This is a genomic window from Actinomadura luteofluorescens (assembly GCF_013409365.1).
Taxonomy (GTDB): Bacteria; Actinomycetota; Actinomycetes; order Streptosporangiales; family Streptosporangiaceae; genus Spirillospora; species Spirillospora luteofluorescens.
In genome coordinates, this window is the sequence record NZ_JACCBA010000001.1 from 8,701,452 (window position 1) to 8,717,176 (window position 15,725).

Below are 15,725 nucleotides of genomic sequence, written 5' to 3' on the forward strand. Positions count from 1 at the left end.
CAGGCGCGGCCATTCAGAAGGCGCCGAGCGGCATCGGCCACGATGGCGAAGCGGGGCGTCGTCCCGAGGTGGTTACCGAGTTGGAGGCCGGGTGCGGCCGCCCAGGAGGCGCCGAGCGGCGTCGGAATGTCGGGGAGGTGGGGGCGTCGCCCTGCGATGGCCCCAATGAGGACGGCCCGGGCGCGGTCGCCCAGGGGGCGCTGAGCAACGCTGGCTTCCGCAATGTGGAGAAGCAAGGGTTGCCTCACCTGGGAACGGTTTCGAGGGGAACGGTCAGGCTCGGTCTGGAGGCGCCAAGCGGCGTTGGCTTCCGCCCGGGCTGAGAAGTGGGGACGCGTCGTCCTGAGATGGTGCGAGGACGATGGCCTGCGCGGTCGTCGTGGCGGCGCCGATCGGCACTGGCTTTTGCGGCGTTGATCTCGGCTCCGGATCTCCCATGCTTTGAGCGCGCCGCTGCAGAGTGGCCAGGCGGGCGGGCACGCGCGGTGGCGCAGGCCGGCGATAACCATTGACACGGGCTCTCGCCGGGGGCATGGAAGCCTCCCGTCCGGCCAGGTCGCGGGCAGTGGGCCAGGTGGCGTCGGTGCTGGTGTTCGCGCTGGTCTACCTGCTCGCCGCGCCCGCACCCCTGCGGCGGCGGCTGTGGCAGCTGGCCGCCGCCGGGGAGTGCTGCGACATGCATGACGTCCTAACCGTGCTTTCGCACGTAATCTCGGCGTGCGGTGACCGCGTGCCCCTCGCGCTGCCGTGATCGACAGATCTTGATCGTCCTTCTTGTACGGCGCGAGCCTTGGCGCGGCGTGCGCAGGAGGCGATGATCGGCGCCATGGACCTGCTGGAGACTCTGGTCGGCAAGGGGTTGCGCCGTGAGCCGCTGTCCCGGGCCGAGGCGCTCGCGGTACTGGAAACCTCCGATGACGAGTTGCTCGACGTGGTGGCCGCCGCCGGCAAGGTACGCCGTGCTTGGTTCGGGCGTCGGGTCAAGCTGAACTATCTGGTCAATCTGAAGTCGGGGCTCTGTCCTGAGGACTGCTCGTACTGCTCGCAGCGGTTGGGGTCGAAGGCGGAGGTCCTCACCTACACCTGGCTGAAGCCCGAGGAGGCGGCCGCGGCGGCGGAAGCGGGCGTGGCCGGTGGTGCCAAACGCCTATGCCTGGTGGCCAGCGGGCGCGGCCCGACCGACCGGGACGTGGAACGGGTCGCCGGCATCATCGCCGCGATCAAGGAACGCGACGAGGACGTGGAGATCTGCGCCTGCCTCGGGCTGCTGTCCGGCACGCAGGCGGGGCGGCTACAAGAGGCCGGAGTCCACGCCTACAACCACAATCTGAACACCGCCGAAGCCGCGTATGCGGACATCTGCACCACCCACGAGTTCGGCGACCGGGTCGACACCGTGCGGCAGACCAAGGAGGCAGGACTCTCGGCCTGCTCCGGGCTGATCGCCGGCATGGGGGAGAGCGACGCGGACCTGGTGGACGTGGTCTTCGCGCTGCGCGACCTGGACGTGGACTCGGTCCCGGTGAACTTCTTGATCCCGTTCGAGGGAACGCCAATGGCCGAGAGATGGGCCCTCACCCCGCAGCGCTGCCTGCGCATCCTGGCGATGGTGCGTTTCGTCTGCCCGGACGTGGAGGTGCGTCTCGCCGGCGGGCGGGAGATCCATTTGCGAACGCTGCAGCCCCTCGCGCTGCACGTGGTCAACTCGATCTTCCTGGGCGACTATCTGACCAGCGAGGGGCAGGCCGGCAAGGCGGACCTCGACATGATCGCCGACGCGGGCTTCGAGGTGGAGGACACGGCTACCACCACACTCCCCGAACACCGAAGGCGGTCGAAGCCCTCCACGCCCAATGACGCACCCGAACGAGAGCAAACCAGCGACGCCCGCCCTCCACAGCCTCCCGGGCCGGCCCGAACCGACCTGGTGACACTACGCCGCCGAGGAGCCGGCACCCCCCTACCCCCCAACGCCTAACCCCAAGAGCCCCCAGCGCCCCCAGAACGCCGCCCACCCTCACCCCACGTCCGTGCCCACCCCCCGCGCCCGCGGCCTCCACGAGCCCGGCACACCCGGGGCCTGATGCTTTCAAGCCTGCGGCGCTTTGACGGGTGTGGCGCTTCAAGTGCGCGGCGTCCCCATGCCCGCGGTGCATCGACGGGTGCGGTCGTGTGTGGTGTCTCCGTGCCTGCGGCGCTTCGACGGTGTGGTGTTTCTATGTGTGGTGTCGTTATGCCTGCGGCGCCTTCACGGGCGGGCGGTCCCTCACGTCCGCGGTGCCTGCGTCTTCACAGGTGTGGTGCTTTACGTGCGTGGGGTTCCACGTCTGCGGTTTTGGGGGCGTGCCCATTCATGGGGTAGCTCAATCTCCTCTGGGTTAGTTGTGAGGCCAGTGCCACCGTCGATGCCGTGGTGTGCGCGTCCGGGGTGGGCGCATGGTGGGCGGGGGGCGTGGTCGTTCTCACTCCGGTCGGGTGCCGCCTGGGTGCGGGACGCGATCACGGCCGACGGTGGCTGCTGCGGTGGCCTCGTTGGATAGGGAGTTGTGGCTGAGGAATTCCTTGAGCGCTGCGTCTCGGGGTTCTGGGGCCTCGCTGCGCTCGGAGGGGTTAGCGGGGGAGGCGGAGGACGAGGCGCTTGGTAAAGGCTCCTCGTTCCGCCGCCTTGGTGGCGCGCTGCTCCTCCAATTGCTCAGGTGTGAGGCCGTGGAGCGCGGCGAGGGCGTGCAGTACCTCCAGGAGGTCGGCGAGCTCTGCGGGATCGTCGGTCGCGCTGTACTCGCCGGCCTCCTCGTAGAGCTTGTTGCGCAGCAGCGCCGCTTGTTCTTCAGGGGCCGCGGTCCGTGTCTCGGGGGCCCTTCCCGCCTCCCGGATGATTTCGGGGATCCGGTCGCGGACGAGCTTCTCGGATCGGTGTCCGTCGCCGGTCTGGTGCACGGTCCCGCCGTGCCGTCGATCTAGGGACTGGACCCACTTGAGGGCGACCGCCGCCGTCTGGATCAGTTCGCTGCGGAGGTTGCGCGGGTCGGATTCGGCCAATGCCTCGTAGAACTCCTCGGTGAGGATGTGACGCCAAGTCAGCTCGCCACGCGACCACGCCGCGGCACATTCCTGCTTCGCCTCCTCTGCCTGTGCGGTGAAACCCGGGCCGGTCCCGTCGGGGAACTCCTGGACGCCCCACATCCGGTCCTGGGCTTCGCGTTCTGCCGCCACGTCCGCCAGTGCCCTCGCGAGCGATCCCGGTGCCTGCTCGTTCTCCATGCCCGACGACGTTAGCCACTCGGGTGGCTCGCCAAGGCGTGGTCTGGTTCGCAGCTGAGCAGTTCATGCAGGATGGGTGGGAGTTCGTCCCACAGCCATTCGTTCAGCGTGCCCGGAAAGTCCGTGGGCGGGCGTATGGCCAGGCGGTGAGGCGTGACTTCGATCAGGCGTACGGCGAGCGGGCCGTCGTCCCACATCGGGTCGCGGTTGCCCCAGAAAGCGGAGAAGTCGGCACTCGTCAGCAGCAGTTCCGCTGGCAGAACATGCTCTCCTGCGTGCCTGCCCAGTGGAAGCAGCCGCTGGGCAGCAGTGCGCAGGACGTTGAGTGCTGCCAGGTCGTGCGGGCAGGCGACGCCGGTGATCTGCAGTTCGGGCAGTCCGAACCGGCACAGACCCCGGGTCGTGAGGTAGACGCAGGTGCATCCGTCGATGTCGTCCTCGTCGGCGGTGCAGCGGCCGGAGTTCCTGTAGGGCGGCAGGGTGGTGCCGAGCCAGTCGTCGGCGAGGGCGAACTCGTCGAACCTTCCGAAGGGCATGACGGGCAGGACCTGGCCCGATATGGGGTCGACGAGCACGCCGCAGACCGATTCGGCGATCGCCTTCGCCGCGGCGCGGGCGAGGTGAGGCCCTAACGGAAGATCACCGGCCGGCAGGACTGAGGTGATGCCGATGTGCTGCGTCGCCTGGCGGAGCCTCTCGGTGTCGTCTGCGTCGGAGCCGGTGAGCTCGGAGAGGTCCCACGGTGAGCTCGCGGCGGGGTGGCAGGCGAGTGAGAGCCGGGGGGAGCCGAGCCGTTCCGACAACGCCGCCGCGAAGGAGCCGGAGAACCTCCGGAGGATCGCCGCCGACAGGTCACCGGGGTTCCTGTCGGTCGCGACGACGAAATCGGCGGTCGTCTCTTCGGGGACCGTGATGGTGACGCGCATTGCAGCCTCCTCGTGGCCGTTGGACTGGCGTGCGAGGTCCAGCATCGAGGAGGCCGCCGGGCGGGCTGAGGAGAACATGGTTCTGTGGATAACCGCGACCTGCGTCACGGAACGGACGGGATCTGCGATCGGCAGAAGCCTCTCCGGTGGGTGTCAGAAGGCGCAGGCCAGGGACTTGATCCCGTTGATGAAGCTCGTTCGCTGGCGGACGGACGGCGCGGTGGCGTGCAGGGTCGGCAGCCGCGTGTACAGCTCGCGGAGCAGCACCGTGATCTCGCGGCGGGCCAGGTGCGCGCCGAGGCAGAAGTGCGGACCGGGGGCTCCGAAACCGAAGTGGGGGTTGGGTGAGCGCATGACGTCGAACGCGCGCGCGTCCTCGAAGACGCTCTCGTCCCTGTTCGCCGAGTTGTAGTAGAGGATCACCCGGTCGCCGGCGCGGTAGGGGTGGCCGCCCAGTTCGTGGTCGCGGGTCAGCGTGCGGCGCATCCACGTCACCGGGGTGGAGTAGCGGACGATCTCCTCCACGGCGGCCGGGAGCCGGACGTCCAGGTCTGCCAGCAGGACGTCTCGCTGCCCAGGGTTGTCGGTGAGCAGGGTCAGGGCGTGCGACAGCGCGTTGCGCGTCGTCTCGTTGCCCGCCACCACCAGCAGCGAGAAGAAGCGGGCCAGGTCGAGGTCGTCGAGGGCCTCCCCGTCGACGTTCGCATGCGTCAGCGCGGTGACGAGGTCGTCGGCGGGGGTTTCACGTCGCAGCCGGCTGAGGTCGGCCATGAGCGCGTGCAGGAGGGAGAACTTCTCGGTGAGGACCACCGTCCTGTCGTCGCCGTCAGGGCTGACGTAGTCGGGGTCGCCGATGGCGATGATGACGTTCGTCGCGTCGATGACGTCGCCGTACGCGGATTCCGGGATGCCCATCATCGAGCAGATGATTTGCAGGGGCATAGGCATGGCGACGTGCTCGACGAAGTCGCACGGACCGCGTTCGGTCAGCTCGTCCACGATGCGGCGGGCCAGGACGGTCACGTCCCCCGTGACCCGCTGGACGAGACGCGGCGTGAACGAGCGGGAGACGATCCGGCGGAGCCGCGCGTGCCGGGGGTCGTCGATGCTGATCATGGAGCCGCTGTAGGGGGCGACCTGAGGGGGCGGGTCGACCAGGCTGACCGCGGTGGGTTGCGAGCTGAACACCTGGGGGTTCCGGCTGGCCTCGGCGACGTCCTCGTAGCGGGTGATCGCGTAGAACCCGGGTTCGTCCGGTACGGGGCAGAAGACCGGCCCGTCCGCAGCTCGTAGGGAGGCGAACATTTCGTCGCGTTCGTCCTGCGGCTTCGACCAGAAGTCCAGGCTGACGAGGCTGCTCTCGGCGATGGAGGGCATGGGTGGGAGCGCCTTCCGCTGGGGAGTCGTCGCCCACAGGCTAACCCGGCGGCGCCCCAAAAGATGATCATGCGACGGGCGGGGTGGGGCCCCGCCCGTCGCACACGTACGCTCGCCGTCCCGGGGCCGGACCCCGGGAACCCGCCGTCAGCGGGCGGAAAGCTCCACGAAGTGGCGCTCGCCCGGTCCCACGTAGACCTGACGCGGACGACCGATCTTCGTGGCCGGGTCGTTCATCATCTCGCGCCACTGGGCGATCCAGCCGGGCAGCCGGCCCAGGGCGAACAGGACGGTGAAGGCGTTCGTCGGGAACCCCATCGCCTTGTAGATGACGCCGGTGTAGAAGTCCACGTTCGGGTACAGCTTGCGCTCGATGAAGTAGTCGTCGCTGAGGGCGACCTCTTCGAGGCGCATGGCCAGGTCCAGAAGCGGGTCGGACTTGCCGAGCGCGTCCAGGACCTTGCCCGTGGCCTTCTTCACGACGGCGGCGCGCGGGTCGTAGTTGCGGTAGACGCGGTGCCCGAAGCCCATGAGCTTGACGCCCGGCTCCTTCTTCTTGACGCGCTCGACGAAAGAGTCGATGTTGTCGCCGTTCTCGTGGATGCGCTCCAGCATCTCCAGGACGGCCTGGTTGGCGCCGCCGTGCAGCGGGCCGAACAGAGCGTCGACGCCCGCGGACACCGAGGAGAACAGGTTCGCCTGGCTGGAACCCACCAGCCGAACGGTGGAGGTGGAGCAGTTCTGCTCGTGGTCGGCGTGCAGGACGAACAGCATGTCCAGCACGCGCGCGATCTCCGGGTCGATCTCGTACGGCTGCGTGGGCAGGCCGAACATCATGCGCAGGAAGTTCTCCACGTACCCGAGGGAGTTGTCCGGGTAGAGCAGCGGCTGGCCGTTGGACGTCTTGTACGCGTAGGCCGCGATGGTCGGGAGCTTCGCGATGAGCCGGATGCTCGACCGGTCGACCTGCTCCGGGTCGAAGGGGTCGAGGCTGTCCTGGTAGAACGTCGACAGGGCGCTGACCGCGGACGACAGGACGGCCATCGGGTGCGCGCGGCGCGGGAAGGCGGAGAAGAACGCGCGGAACTTCTCGTCCAGCAGCGTGTGGTGGCGCACGCTGTCGGTGAACGCGCTCAGCTGGTCGGCCGTGGGGAGCTCGCCGTAGATCAGCAGGTAGGCCACTTCGAGGAAGGACGATTTCTCCGCCAGTTCCTCGATGGGGTAGCCCCGGTAGCGCAGGATTCCCGCCTCACCGTCGATGTAGGTGATGGCCGACGTGGTGGACGCCGTGTTGGTGAAACCCGGATCGAGCGTGACATGGCCCGTCTCCTTGAGGAGGCTGTCCACGACCAGCCCCGAGGGGCCCTCGGTCGCCTCGTTGACCTCCAGAGGCATGCGGCCGCCCGCGTGGTCGAGCTCGAAATCCGACATACTCGCTCACTCCCAACTGCGTCCACACCTGCGTAGACGTTCCGGTTTCATCGTATCCACGTGATCACAGGGGCTGATCCGGGCCGTCCCCGTTGACGGCGGACCGTTCGGCAGGGCGGGCGCGCGGGCGTTTCATCCCTCGCATTGCCCGCTCCGCCGGTACTCGCGGACGCGGCGACCCGAGCCTTTCGCCCGTATACCGGAATGGGACGAGTCGGCCCGGAACGCCTGGTCCGGCTGGCCTGGGCAGAAAGCTGGACGGTCGGGCAGCGATCGACCAGAATCCACCCGCCCCGACGGTCGTTCACCGGCCGGCGGAGCGTCCTCATGATCTCGCGCGACGGGAGAGGATGCCACGGAGGCCGCGCTGCGCCGTGCCGCTGAACCCCTTGAAAGTGAGAAGAATCTCAGCCCTCGACTCCATGACCTAGTGGTCATATGGGCCGAGGTCCCTACTGGTGTGGCTCATGCAAGGTCGGCTGCTCTGCGGTGAACTCGACCAGTGTTCGTTCCTGGACGTCGATCAATTGCTCGACGTCCATGGGCGGCCACTCCTCGCCGTAATGCGCGTCCAGCAGCGTGCTCAGGGCGACCAGGATCTGTTCGGGTGTCGGACGTTCCCCTGGGTCCTTCGTCAGGCAGCGCGTGACGAGCCCCAACATGGGGTCCGGCAGGAGGGAGAGGTCAGGTTCGCCGTAGACGATCCGTCCTCGAACTTTGTGCCCGCCGCCGAACGGTGCCGCGCCGGTCGCCGCGAAGACGAGGGTCGAACCGAGGGAGAACACGTCACTTTCCGGATCGACGGGATCGCCGAGGGCCTGTTCCGGCGACATGTACGCGGGCGTCCCCAAGATCTCCGTGCGCGAGAGCGGTAGCGCGTCCAGAGGACGGGCGATGCCGAAGTCGATGACCCGCGGCCCGTCCGAGGCGAGCAGGACGTTGGACGGTTTCAGATCTCGGTGGACGATCCCCGCCCCGTGGATCGCGATCAGCGCCTCCGCCAGTCCGGCTCCCAGCCGGCAGGCCGTCTGCTCCTGGAGCGGGCCCTTCTCCCGGACCACCTCGGAGAGACTCACGCCGCGGATGTACTGCGTCGCCAGCCAGGGCTGTGCGGCGTCCGGATCGGCGTCGACGACTGGTGCCGTGTAGAAGCCGCTCACGGAGCGCGCCGAGGTGACTTCGCGGCGGAACCGTTCCCTCCACCTGGGATCGTCCAGCAGTTCCGGTCGGATGACCTTCACGGCGACGAGCCGCCTGCTGGGTGACGCCCCGAGGAACACCTCGCCCATGCCACCGGAACCGAGCCGGGCGACCACGCGGTACGGGCCGATCATCTGGGGAGGTTCGGGCTGCATGGACACGGATATCCGATCATGGTGGGGCGTGCTCAAATCGTGCCACGGCACGAGGGTTCGTCCGACCGCTCAGGTCCAGGAGAGCGCGCCCCGTTCGGCCCAGTAGCGTTCCGCCGGGACGTTCAGTTGAGCCAGTTCCTGCAAGTCGGCCTCGTCGAGGAGCACATCCGTCGCCGCGAGGTTGGCCTGAAACTGGGCCGGGCTGACCGCGCCGATGAGCACGGTGTCGGCCCAGGGGTTGCCGAGTGCCGCCGCCAGGGCCACAGCGTCCGGCCCCACCTCGTGCTTGGACGCGAGGTTCTGCACCCCCTGGGGCGGCTGCACAGCGAGCCTGCCGTTGGCCAGCACCTCCTTGAGCAGCACATGCAGACCGTTGTCATGGGCCTCGCGCAGCGCGTCCGCAGCAGAGCTCTCCAGGATGTTCCACGTCGACTGGACCGTGCTGAACAGCCTCTGTCCGGCCACCTCCAACCCCATGGCCCGCCTGATCGTGTCCGCCTGCCGTGGCCCCGAAGTCGAAAACCCGACGCGAACACCATCAGAGCTCAGCTGAGCCAGAGCCTCCTGTAGGGGGACGTCCTGGAAAAGCGGACTCTCCTCGGTGAGCGAGTGCACCTGGTAGACGGCCAAGTGCCCGCCCAACAGACTTCGCGTCTCTTGATACTGGGCCCGAAATCGGCCAAGGCTGTGCTCCTTGACCTCGTGCACCTTCGCATCGGTTTTCCACTCACCGACGTAGGCGTAGCCCCATTTGCTGGACACGCGGACCCCTTCAGGAGCGCGTGCTGCCAGCCAGCCCCCAAGGAACTCCTCTGCCCGGCCGTAGGAGCGCGCAGTGTCCACCCATCGAACGCCCGTCGCGTAGGCGGCGTCGAGGACGCTCCAGGTCGCCTCTCGCATCGCCCCCACGGTCCGTCCAGGCGGCAGTTCCCCGGCGCTTCCCACGTTGATGTAGGCCGGCCGCCCCAGCGCGGCAAGACCGACTCCGAGCCGACGTATCGCGTCCATGCCCTCAGCCTTCCATGCAGATGTCCGGATGCCCTTATCCACAGAACCACGTTCTAGCCGTTGTGTCGGCATCCACCCACAAGGCTGAGTCGTGTCCACGTCGACACGACAAGAAAGGCCAGGCAATGCCTGAGACGACGCGCGCCGATCACAGTGCCCACCAGCTCGCCACCCTTCTCGGTCTCGCCCGGTGGCAGCTGCGCCTCGGCGTGGAGCACGGGCTGCTCCCGAAACCCGACCTCGAGGGGGACCGGTGGTCCGCCGCTCTCGCCGAGGAGGCCCGCAGCCGCTGTGAGGAGATCGTCGCCAGGTTCGGTGACGAGCCCCCGATCGGCTCGGCAAAGGCCGCCGCCCGGCTGGCGTCCCGGGTGGGCCTCGACGTCGAGCGCGGGGACGTCGAGGTCCTGGTGGCCCAAGGCGACCTCGACGTCATCAGCACCTTCCGCGGATTTCCGGTCTACCTGCTCCGCGACCTGGACCAGATCGATCCCGACTCCGTGCGCCGAGTGGTCACCGCCAGAAAGGGACCCCTCACTGACACCGTCGACGCCGGCGGAGCGGCGACCATCCTCGGCTGGCCGCGCAGAACCTTCGACCGGATCGCCGGTGAACGCGGTCTGGCAACGGACAGGCTCGGCCGCTTCGCGCTTGCCGAAGTCCAGGCACTGAGCGCGGACGAGCGCCTGACCCGCCACGTACAGGAGGAGCAACGGAACCTGGCCCTCGACCGGACGCGCCGGTCCGAGACCCGCGTCGAAGACGTGGTCCGTGCCTGGATCCTGCGCTGCTCTGCCTTTCTGGACCGTGACGCCGACCAGCCCCCGGAAACCGCACCTTTGGGGCGCGCCCTGAGAAGCCTCACCACGATCAGAGCCGATATAGCGAGACAAGAACACTTCACGCCCTAGGACCCACCCGCGGGGTCCCCGCCGCAGCGGGTCGCCTGGACAGGTTGGACGCACTGCAACGACGCCGCTGGAGCCTGGAGGCGCTCCCGTGTGCGTTCGTCCGGCGCAATCCCAATAACGGGACGTTCGCGTGAGGAGGGGCGTGCTCGTTAACTGCGCCGCGGGGTCGAGCGGCGGCGGGGCGGTGGCTTCTGGGTGTCCTTGTGCCGGGCCAGAACCTTCAGAAGACGGTCACGAGCTTCCGTCCGGGACATCGCCGGAAGATGCGAAGGGAAGTTGGACGCCACGGCGGGAGGCGCCTCGACTCGGCCCTCGTCGTCGATCGTGGCCTGGTCGCCCGTCCACTGGCCGAGCAGGACGGCGAACACGGCGCCGGGGTGACGCGCGAGAAGGGCCGTGATCCTCTTGGCCTCCTGAGCGCAGTCGGCCACCAGGAGGAGACGACGTCCGTGCGTGGTGCCTTCCTTCTCGCGGATGGAGAGCTCGGTCTCCAGGTAGGCGAGCGCCGCGTCGAGATTCCCCGGGATGAAGAGCCCTGCCGGGGCGTCGTCGAGAAGTTCGTCCTCGGCCAGCCCGAAGAGGGTGATGGCGTCGGGCCGAGGAACGACGACCAGCGAGTCGTCACCGTGCACGTCGAGCGCGGTCAGCGCCAGCACGCGCGCGGTGGACATGGCGCCCGGACCTTTGAGGCCCGCGGCGTGCGTCACGAACGGGTCGAGTACGGGTCGGTAGGTGAATCGTGCGGGCTGCGGGGCTTGAGCGTTGGGCGCGGGGGCGGGGGCGGGGGCCAGGCCGGCGGCGGCGGTGTAGATGCGATGCCGGAACGGGTAGCACATCGCCGCTGCGGCGGGAAGTAGTAGGCCGAGAAGCAGGACCGGCTGCAGCGAGGAAGGACGTGATTCGAGTTCGTCGGCCTGCTCGCGTGCTCGTACCGGGGTGGGCGCCGCGGATGTGCGCAAGGGGGTGCTCTGGGAGGGGCTGGGAGACGGTGGCGCGCTTCTCGGCCGACGCGGCGTGGCTGGACGGGGTGCCGGGTCCTGAAGCGGATGCGGCGATGGAACCTTGTGTTCCTTCTTGGGCCTCCGGTCGCGCCGGTCGCTCCAGCGAGGAAAATCTCGGCCGCGTCCCGAACGTCTCCGAGACCTCTCGTACATCGCCACCCATGCCTCCTTGCATTTATGCGCGGTGTACCGGTCACCGACAGCGTGGCGACAGGCGGGCGGGACGTGATTGCTCGGTTCCGGATCGGTTCCGGCGGCCGCGTTGGACGGAGCCGCCGCGCCGATACTGATGGCTCCGGCCATGGCCGTACACCCCAGGAACCCGCAGGTGCAGCGGAGCCATTCGCCGAAGGCGACGGCGAGTCTGGGATGTGCCAGGAAACGGTTCATCTTCGCCCCGGGGGATCGCGTCGGTCACCGTGTGAATGCCGATCGTAGCCACTTTGGCTACAGAGCGTTGAACATTAGCCACAGTCGGCTCTCGTGATCAGGCGGTGCCGCCGCCGCGACGCCCCGCGACTGATATGGATGTCATATACCAAATCATCCTGAAATGTCGGCCTCTGACTCCCCGGGACGGTGACGAGGGTGGCCCACGCGCGAAATACCCGTGAATTCAAAGGGATGCGCGATGAGGGGGAGCGGTGATAAGGCATCCACGGGCAATGACACCTGCATGATCAGCACATGATCGGACTTCTTGAGGAGCCCCCCGAAGTGGCATGCTCGAGTGACGGCCCGGTCCCAAAACTGTCACTTGCTGTCACTGCGACTAAAGCCCAGAGCGTCCCGCGTGTTCGCCTCGCCTAACCCGACCGGCAAGGCGAGTGGTTCGTCGCTCCAGACGAAGGCGGAGTCGCGAAAATTCGCCCGTCCTCGGGCTGGACTGACGGCGTAGTCAGGCTTGTCGGAATCGACTTGGTGCCGCGCTTTGTTCGATTTTCCCGCTCACGAAGCCGACGCCCCCTTACGCTCCCGTAGCTGCCCGCTGCCCGCTGCCCGCTGCCCGCTGCCCGCTGCCCGCTGCCCGCTGAGCATGCTGTCGCCATGGCGAGCCTGGGAGCGATGGTTCGGCCGGCCGGTCACACTACTTCAGCGAGATGAGGACCACGCCGGTCTGACGCCTGCTTTGAAGTGATCGTCAGGCGCTTCCGCCGCAGCCTCCGCGCGTCCCAGCGAGGAATCCCGAGCTGGTGCCGCCGGTACCGCTCGAGAGAAGGGCCTGGGCATCGTGAAGTAGCCAAGATCGGCTTCGTTCTGAACCTGGGTGTCAGACCGGGCTGTGCGCGACGAGTATGCGCGCGTGGCTTCCTGGCCGGGCCGGTGCGGGAACTGCCGATCATCCGATCACTGCGACACCAGCGATTGAGGCAGCGCGGCGCCCAGTCGCACGGAAACTGATCGCGCAGCGAGCCGCAGGGCGCCTTTGCGAAGTCGGCCGATGTCGCCCTAGTAGGCGATGTTTCAAAGTCTCGGCCCACGTCGTTCGCCGTGACGGCCCACGTCGTCCGCCTGGCCGCGCGCGTTGTTCGTCTGACCGCCCACGTTGCTCGTCTGACCGCCTCCGTCCAGACCGTCCATGACCTCGCCGAGGGTCTCCTCGTCGAGCGTGCCGAACCCCTCGTCGACGAACAGGTGCCGATCTCGGTGCCGCCCGCCTCTGCGGTGACGACGGGTGCACGCGCTTCGTTCGCTTGGCGGTGAGCCTCGTTCGCCTGGCGGCGTGCTTTGTTCGCCCAAGCCTGCTGCGTGAGCGGGCCAGGGTGAAGGCGGCGTCGCTTCGTGATCTGGACGGTTTCGCTCGCCTCCGGTTTCGCGGTGTCGGTCCGTCACGCGTGCGCGCGTGGCCGAGGTCACTTCGGGACAGCCCCTGGTCGTCCGTTGAGTCCAGGCCTTCCTTGCTCATTGGCTGGGGCGTGTCCTTCGGGCGCCGGCGTCGCGCCGCCCGCGCATAGGTGGCGCCAATCAGTCCACGGCCCGCGTCCGGCGCGAAGGGTGGCTCCGCGGTCGGCGTCGAGGTGTGGGGTGAGTTCGGACTTGCGGATCTTCTGTGTGGGGGCATCTGCCCGTGGACGTACGAGGGATCGCGATGCGGTCCTACGATGCGGGTTGGGCATGCGCGACGGTGGAGTCCACGTCAGATCCCAGGTGATCAGCCTTGCCGCGTCCGCCGCGTCCGCCGCGTCCGCCGCGTCCGCCGCGTCCGCCGGGTCTGGAGGGTGGGTCGGGACGCGCCCCCGGGTGCCGTCGCGCTGGCATCGGCGGAACAGCCCGTACACGGCGGTCTGCCAGGGCCCCGTGCTGCGCGGGCACGCCCCGTTGCGGCGAACCGACCTGCCCCTGGCCTTGGATGCCCTCTCTGAACTGCCGGCCGCTCTATTCCGGCGGACGACGCTGTTGGCCTGTGGGTTGGGAGTAGTGGCTCCAGCGCAGCCCACATGCCTTCAGGCCGAACCGGCTCTTCACTCTCAAGCCGTGGTTCGAAGGCCCGGCCCACTTCGTTTGTCTGGCGGCTCGCTGCGTGGGCGGGGCTGGGTGATGCGGCGTTGGTCGTGATTTGGATTGGTTTGCTTGCCTCCGGGGTCGCTGCGCTGGGCGGGGTGCGCGTTTCCCGTGCGTGATCGAGGCCGCTTTGAGGCAGGGCCTTGGGTGGTCGGGAGGTCTCCGGGGCGCTGGGCTTTCTGGTTGAAGAAGCGCCCGTCGGAGACCTCGCTGCGTCCTCGGTGCCGCCACGGGAGGGCCCGCGATCACTTGTAGAACAGGTTTTCGCTTTGGGGGTGCTCGGTGGGTGGGGCGGTGGTGGCTTGATGGGGCGGGCTTAGGCGGCTGTGGGGAGGGGGTGGGATGCGGGGGTTTCTTGGCTGTCGTGGAGGCCCAGCGGGAGGGTGTCGCCCCAGAGCCAGTCGTTGATCGTCCCTTCGAAGTAGTCGGGTGGGCCGACCGTGATGAGGCGGGAGGTCAGCGGGGAGAGGTGGACCTGGAAGGGGGAGGGCGGGGTCAGGGGGACGCGGCGGGTGGTGCCCCAGAAGTCGTTGAAGTCGCTCTGGGTCAGGTCGAGGACGTCGGGAACCGTTCGGTCTCGGACGGCCGGGCCGGTGGCCAGCCAGGACCAGTGGTCGGTCAGGAGGCGGCGGGCGGTGGTGCGCAGGACGTTGAGGGCGGTGAGGTCGTGCGGGCAGGCGACGTCGGTGATCTGGAGTTCGGGTAGGCCGAAGCGGCGCAGGCCACGGGTGCGCAGCCGGAGGCAGGCGCAGCCGTTGACGCCTTCCGGGTCCACGGCGGGGTCGGCGGCGGTGCAGCGGCCGTTGGCGCGGAACGGTGGCAGGACGTCGCCCAGCCATCGGTCGGCCAGGACGAAGCGCGTCCTCTCCTGGGTGGACGGCGTCAGGACGTGGCCCGTGACCAGGTCGGCGGCTATCCCTCCGGTGGCCTCGGCTATGGCGTACGCGGCGGCGCGGGCCACCTGGGCCGATCTGGGCTGGTCGGTGACCGGGGCGAAGGCGGTGACGACGGCGAACTGCTCGGCGTCGTTGAAGGCTCGTGCGAGCTGCCGGTCGTCCGGTCGGGCCGCCTCGATCTGCCCTGGGTCCCAGCGGAGGGAGGTTAGGTCTTCGCGGGCGATCTGTAGTTGGCGGGTGCCGAGGCGTCCGGCGATGTGGGCGAGGTAGGGGCCCTCCGCGGTTCTGAGGAGGGTGGCGGGGCTGTCGGGGATGTTGGTGGCGGCCACGGCGAACCGTGAGGTGGTGGTGGACGGGACCGGGAACGTGATCGTGGCCATGGGTACTCCTCCTCGCCTGTCGGGACGGGCCCAGCATGCGTGGCCGGACCGGAGCGGGGGAGTAGAACGAGGTTCTGTGGATAACTGGGACGCCGTCTAGGGCGGCTGTGAAATCCGGGGCTGTTCGGGGTGGGGAGTCCGGTCGGGCTCGTGGGGGAGGCGTGGTTCCGGTCTTGGGGCCACCGGAGCGGGTGATCCGGCGGATCGGCCGAGAGGTGGCGGTGACAGACACGTCTGTCTAGCTACGACACGCCGTTCGCCATGGAAAAGACCAGCTTCGGCCGAATTCGCGGTGATTCGCGCGGCATCGACGGCGCAATCGGGGGGAATGTGTACGTTGGGGAGATCAACACTGCTGTGAGCTGCGGGGACGGGCCCCGCCGCCCAGCCTCGGAATCAGGAGGTCCCCGTGGCTCGAACACTGTCGAGGGGCACCCGCGTCACCGGTGCCGAACGCACCAGGCTCGCCGCCGAACTCGCTCCGCGGTACGCCGCCGGCGAGAGCATCCGCGACCTGGCCGCCGAGACCGGCCGGTCGTACGGGTTCATCTACAACGTCCTGAAGGAGGCGGGAGTGCCGCTGCGCGGCCGGGGCGGCAACACCCGGCGCAAGAAGGACTGACCCGCTCCCGATCATCCGCGAGACAAGGAAGAAGCGAACACATGGCCGGACGTCCCCC

At 68.6% G+C, this 15,725-nt stretch carries 13 protein-coding genes; 5 read left to right on the forward strand and 8 right to left on the reverse strand.

Annotation, left to right across the window (positions count from 1 at the left end; translation table 11 throughout):
• Positions 1–565: 565 nt before the first annotated feature.
• Together BJY14_RS40120 and bioB are read left to right on the forward strand one after the other, a co-directional pair.
• Entirely contained in the window at positions 566–751 is a 186-nt protein-coding gene (locus BJY14_RS40120; RefSeq protein ID WP_218905809.1) for a hypothetical protein, read from the forward strand.
• Between the two features lie 75 nt (positions 752–826).
• Positions 827–1,978 (forward strand): biotin synthase BioB, encoded by a 1,152-nt coding sequence (gene bioB / locus BJY14_RS40125; protein ID WP_179848365.1) that lies wholly within the window; start codon positions 827–829, stop codon positions 1,976–1,978.
• Between the two features lie 632 nt (positions 1,979–2,610).
• On the opposite strand, the gene BJY14_RS44695 is transcribed toward bioB, so the two are convergent.
• The 6 genes from BJY14_RS44695 to BJY14_RS40155 all read right to left on the reverse strand — a co-directional run bounded on the left by BJY14_RS44695 (position 2,611) and on the right by BJY14_RS40155 (position 9,358).
• The gene (locus BJY14_RS44695) at positions 2,611–3,261 is read right to left on the reverse strand and encodes a nucleoside triphosphate pyrophosphohydrolase (protein ID WP_218905810.1); all 651 of its coding nucleotides are present in this window, start codon (positions 3,259–3,261) and stop codon (positions 2,611–2,613) included.
• Between the two features lie 11 nt (positions 3,262–3,272).
• Positions 3,273–4,295: a hypothetical protein gene (locus BJY14_RS40135; RefSeq protein WP_312879672.1), complete on the reverse strand. Its 1,023-nt coding sequence runs from the start codon at positions 4,293–4,295 to the stop codon at positions 3,273–3,275.
• A gap of 45 nt (positions 4,296–4,340) precedes the next feature.
• Positions 4,341–5,564, reverse strand: a complete 1,224-nt coding sequence (locus BJY14_RS40140; protein WP_179848366.1) for a cytochrome P450 — start codon at positions 5,562–5,564, stop codon at positions 4,341–4,343.
• Positions 5,565–5,711: 147 nt separating this feature from the next.
• The gene (locus tag BJY14_RS40145) at positions 5,712–6,995 is read right to left on the reverse strand and encodes a citrate synthase (RefSeq protein WP_179848367.1); all 1,284 of its coding nucleotides are present in this window, start codon (positions 6,993–6,995) and stop codon (positions 5,712–5,714) included.
• 452 nt (positions 6,996–7,447) lie between these two features.
• Positions 7,448–8,350 (reverse strand): serine/threonine-protein kinase, encoded by a 903-nt coding sequence (locus BJY14_RS40150; protein WP_179849936.1) that lies wholly within the window; start codon positions 8,348–8,350, stop codon positions 7,448–7,450.
• Between the two features lie 69 nt (positions 8,351–8,419).
• A complete protein-coding gene (locus tag BJY14_RS40155; protein ID WP_179848368.1) occupies positions 8,420–9,358 on the reverse strand; it encodes an aldo/keto reductase in 939 nt (312 codons plus the stop codon).
• Positions 9,359–9,420: 62 nt separating this feature from the next.
• Here BJY14_RS40155 and BJY14_RS40160 point away from each other — a divergent pair, with 62 nt between their 5' ends.
• On the forward strand, positions 9,421–10,266 hold the full coding sequence (locus BJY14_RS40160) for a hypothetical protein (protein WP_179848369.1): 846 nt from the start codon (positions 9,421–9,423) through the stop codon (positions 10,264–10,266).
• Positions 10,267–10,415: 149 nt separating this feature from the next.
• On the opposite strand, the gene BJY14_RS40165 is transcribed toward BJY14_RS40160, so the two are convergent.
• Positions 10,416–11,225 (reverse strand): hypothetical protein, encoded by an 810-nt coding sequence (locus BJY14_RS40165; protein WP_179848370.1) that lies wholly within the window; start codon positions 11,223–11,225, stop codon positions 10,416–10,418.
• Between the two features lie 1,533 nt (positions 11,226–12,758).
• Between BJY14_RS40165 and BJY14_RS40170 the strand changes: the two genes are divergently transcribed.
• Entirely contained in the window at positions 12,759–12,971 is a 213-nt protein-coding gene (locus tag BJY14_RS40170) for a hypothetical protein (RefSeq protein ID WP_179848371.1), read from the forward strand.
• 1,114 nt (positions 12,972–14,085) lie between these two features.
• On the opposite strand, the gene BJY14_RS40175 is transcribed toward BJY14_RS40170, so the two are convergent.
• Entirely contained in the window at positions 14,086–15,045 is a 960-nt protein-coding gene (locus BJY14_RS40175) for a hypothetical protein (protein ID WP_179848372.1), read from the reverse strand.
• Positions 15,046–15,454: 409 nt separating this feature from the next.
• Here BJY14_RS40175 and BJY14_RS40180 point away from each other — a divergent pair, with 409 nt between their 5' ends.
• The gene (locus BJY14_RS40180) at positions 15,455–15,667 is read left to right on the forward strand and encodes a helix-turn-helix domain-containing protein (protein WP_021594883.1); all 213 of its coding nucleotides are present in this window, start codon (positions 15,455–15,457) and stop codon (positions 15,665–15,667) included.
• Positions 15,668–15,725: the final 58 nt, after the last annotated feature.

Bases quoted from the DNA above. Each gene is read 5' to 3' on its own strand.
- BJY14_RS40175 (WP_179848372.1), bottom strand. From the start codon at position 15,045: ATGGCCACGATCACGTTCCCGGTCCCGTCCACCACCACCTCACGGTTC.
- BJY14_RS40140 (WP_179848366.1), bottom strand. From the start codon at position 5,564: ATGCCCTCCATCGCCGAGAGCAGCCTCGTCAGCCTGGACTTCTGGTCG.
- bioB (WP_179848365.1), top strand. From the start codon at position 827: ATGGACCTGCTGGAGACTCTGGTCGGCAAGGGGTTGCGCCGTGAGCCG.
- BJY14_RS40155 (WP_179848368.1), bottom strand. From the start codon at position 9,358: ATGGACGCGATACGTCGGCTCGGAGTCGGTCTTGCCGCGCTGGGGCGG.
- BJY14_RS44695 (WP_218905810.1), bottom strand. From the start codon at position 3,261: ATGGAGAACGAGCAGGCACCGGGATCGCTCGCGAGGGCACTGGCGGAC.
- BJY14_RS40150 (WP_179849936.1), bottom strand. From the start codon at position 8,350: ATGCAGCCCGAACCTCCCCAGATGATCGGCCCGTACCGCGTGGTCGCC.
- BJY14_RS40145 (WP_179848367.1), bottom strand. From the start codon at position 6,995: ATGTCGGATTTCGAGCTCGACCACGCGGGCGGCCGCATGCCTCTGGAG.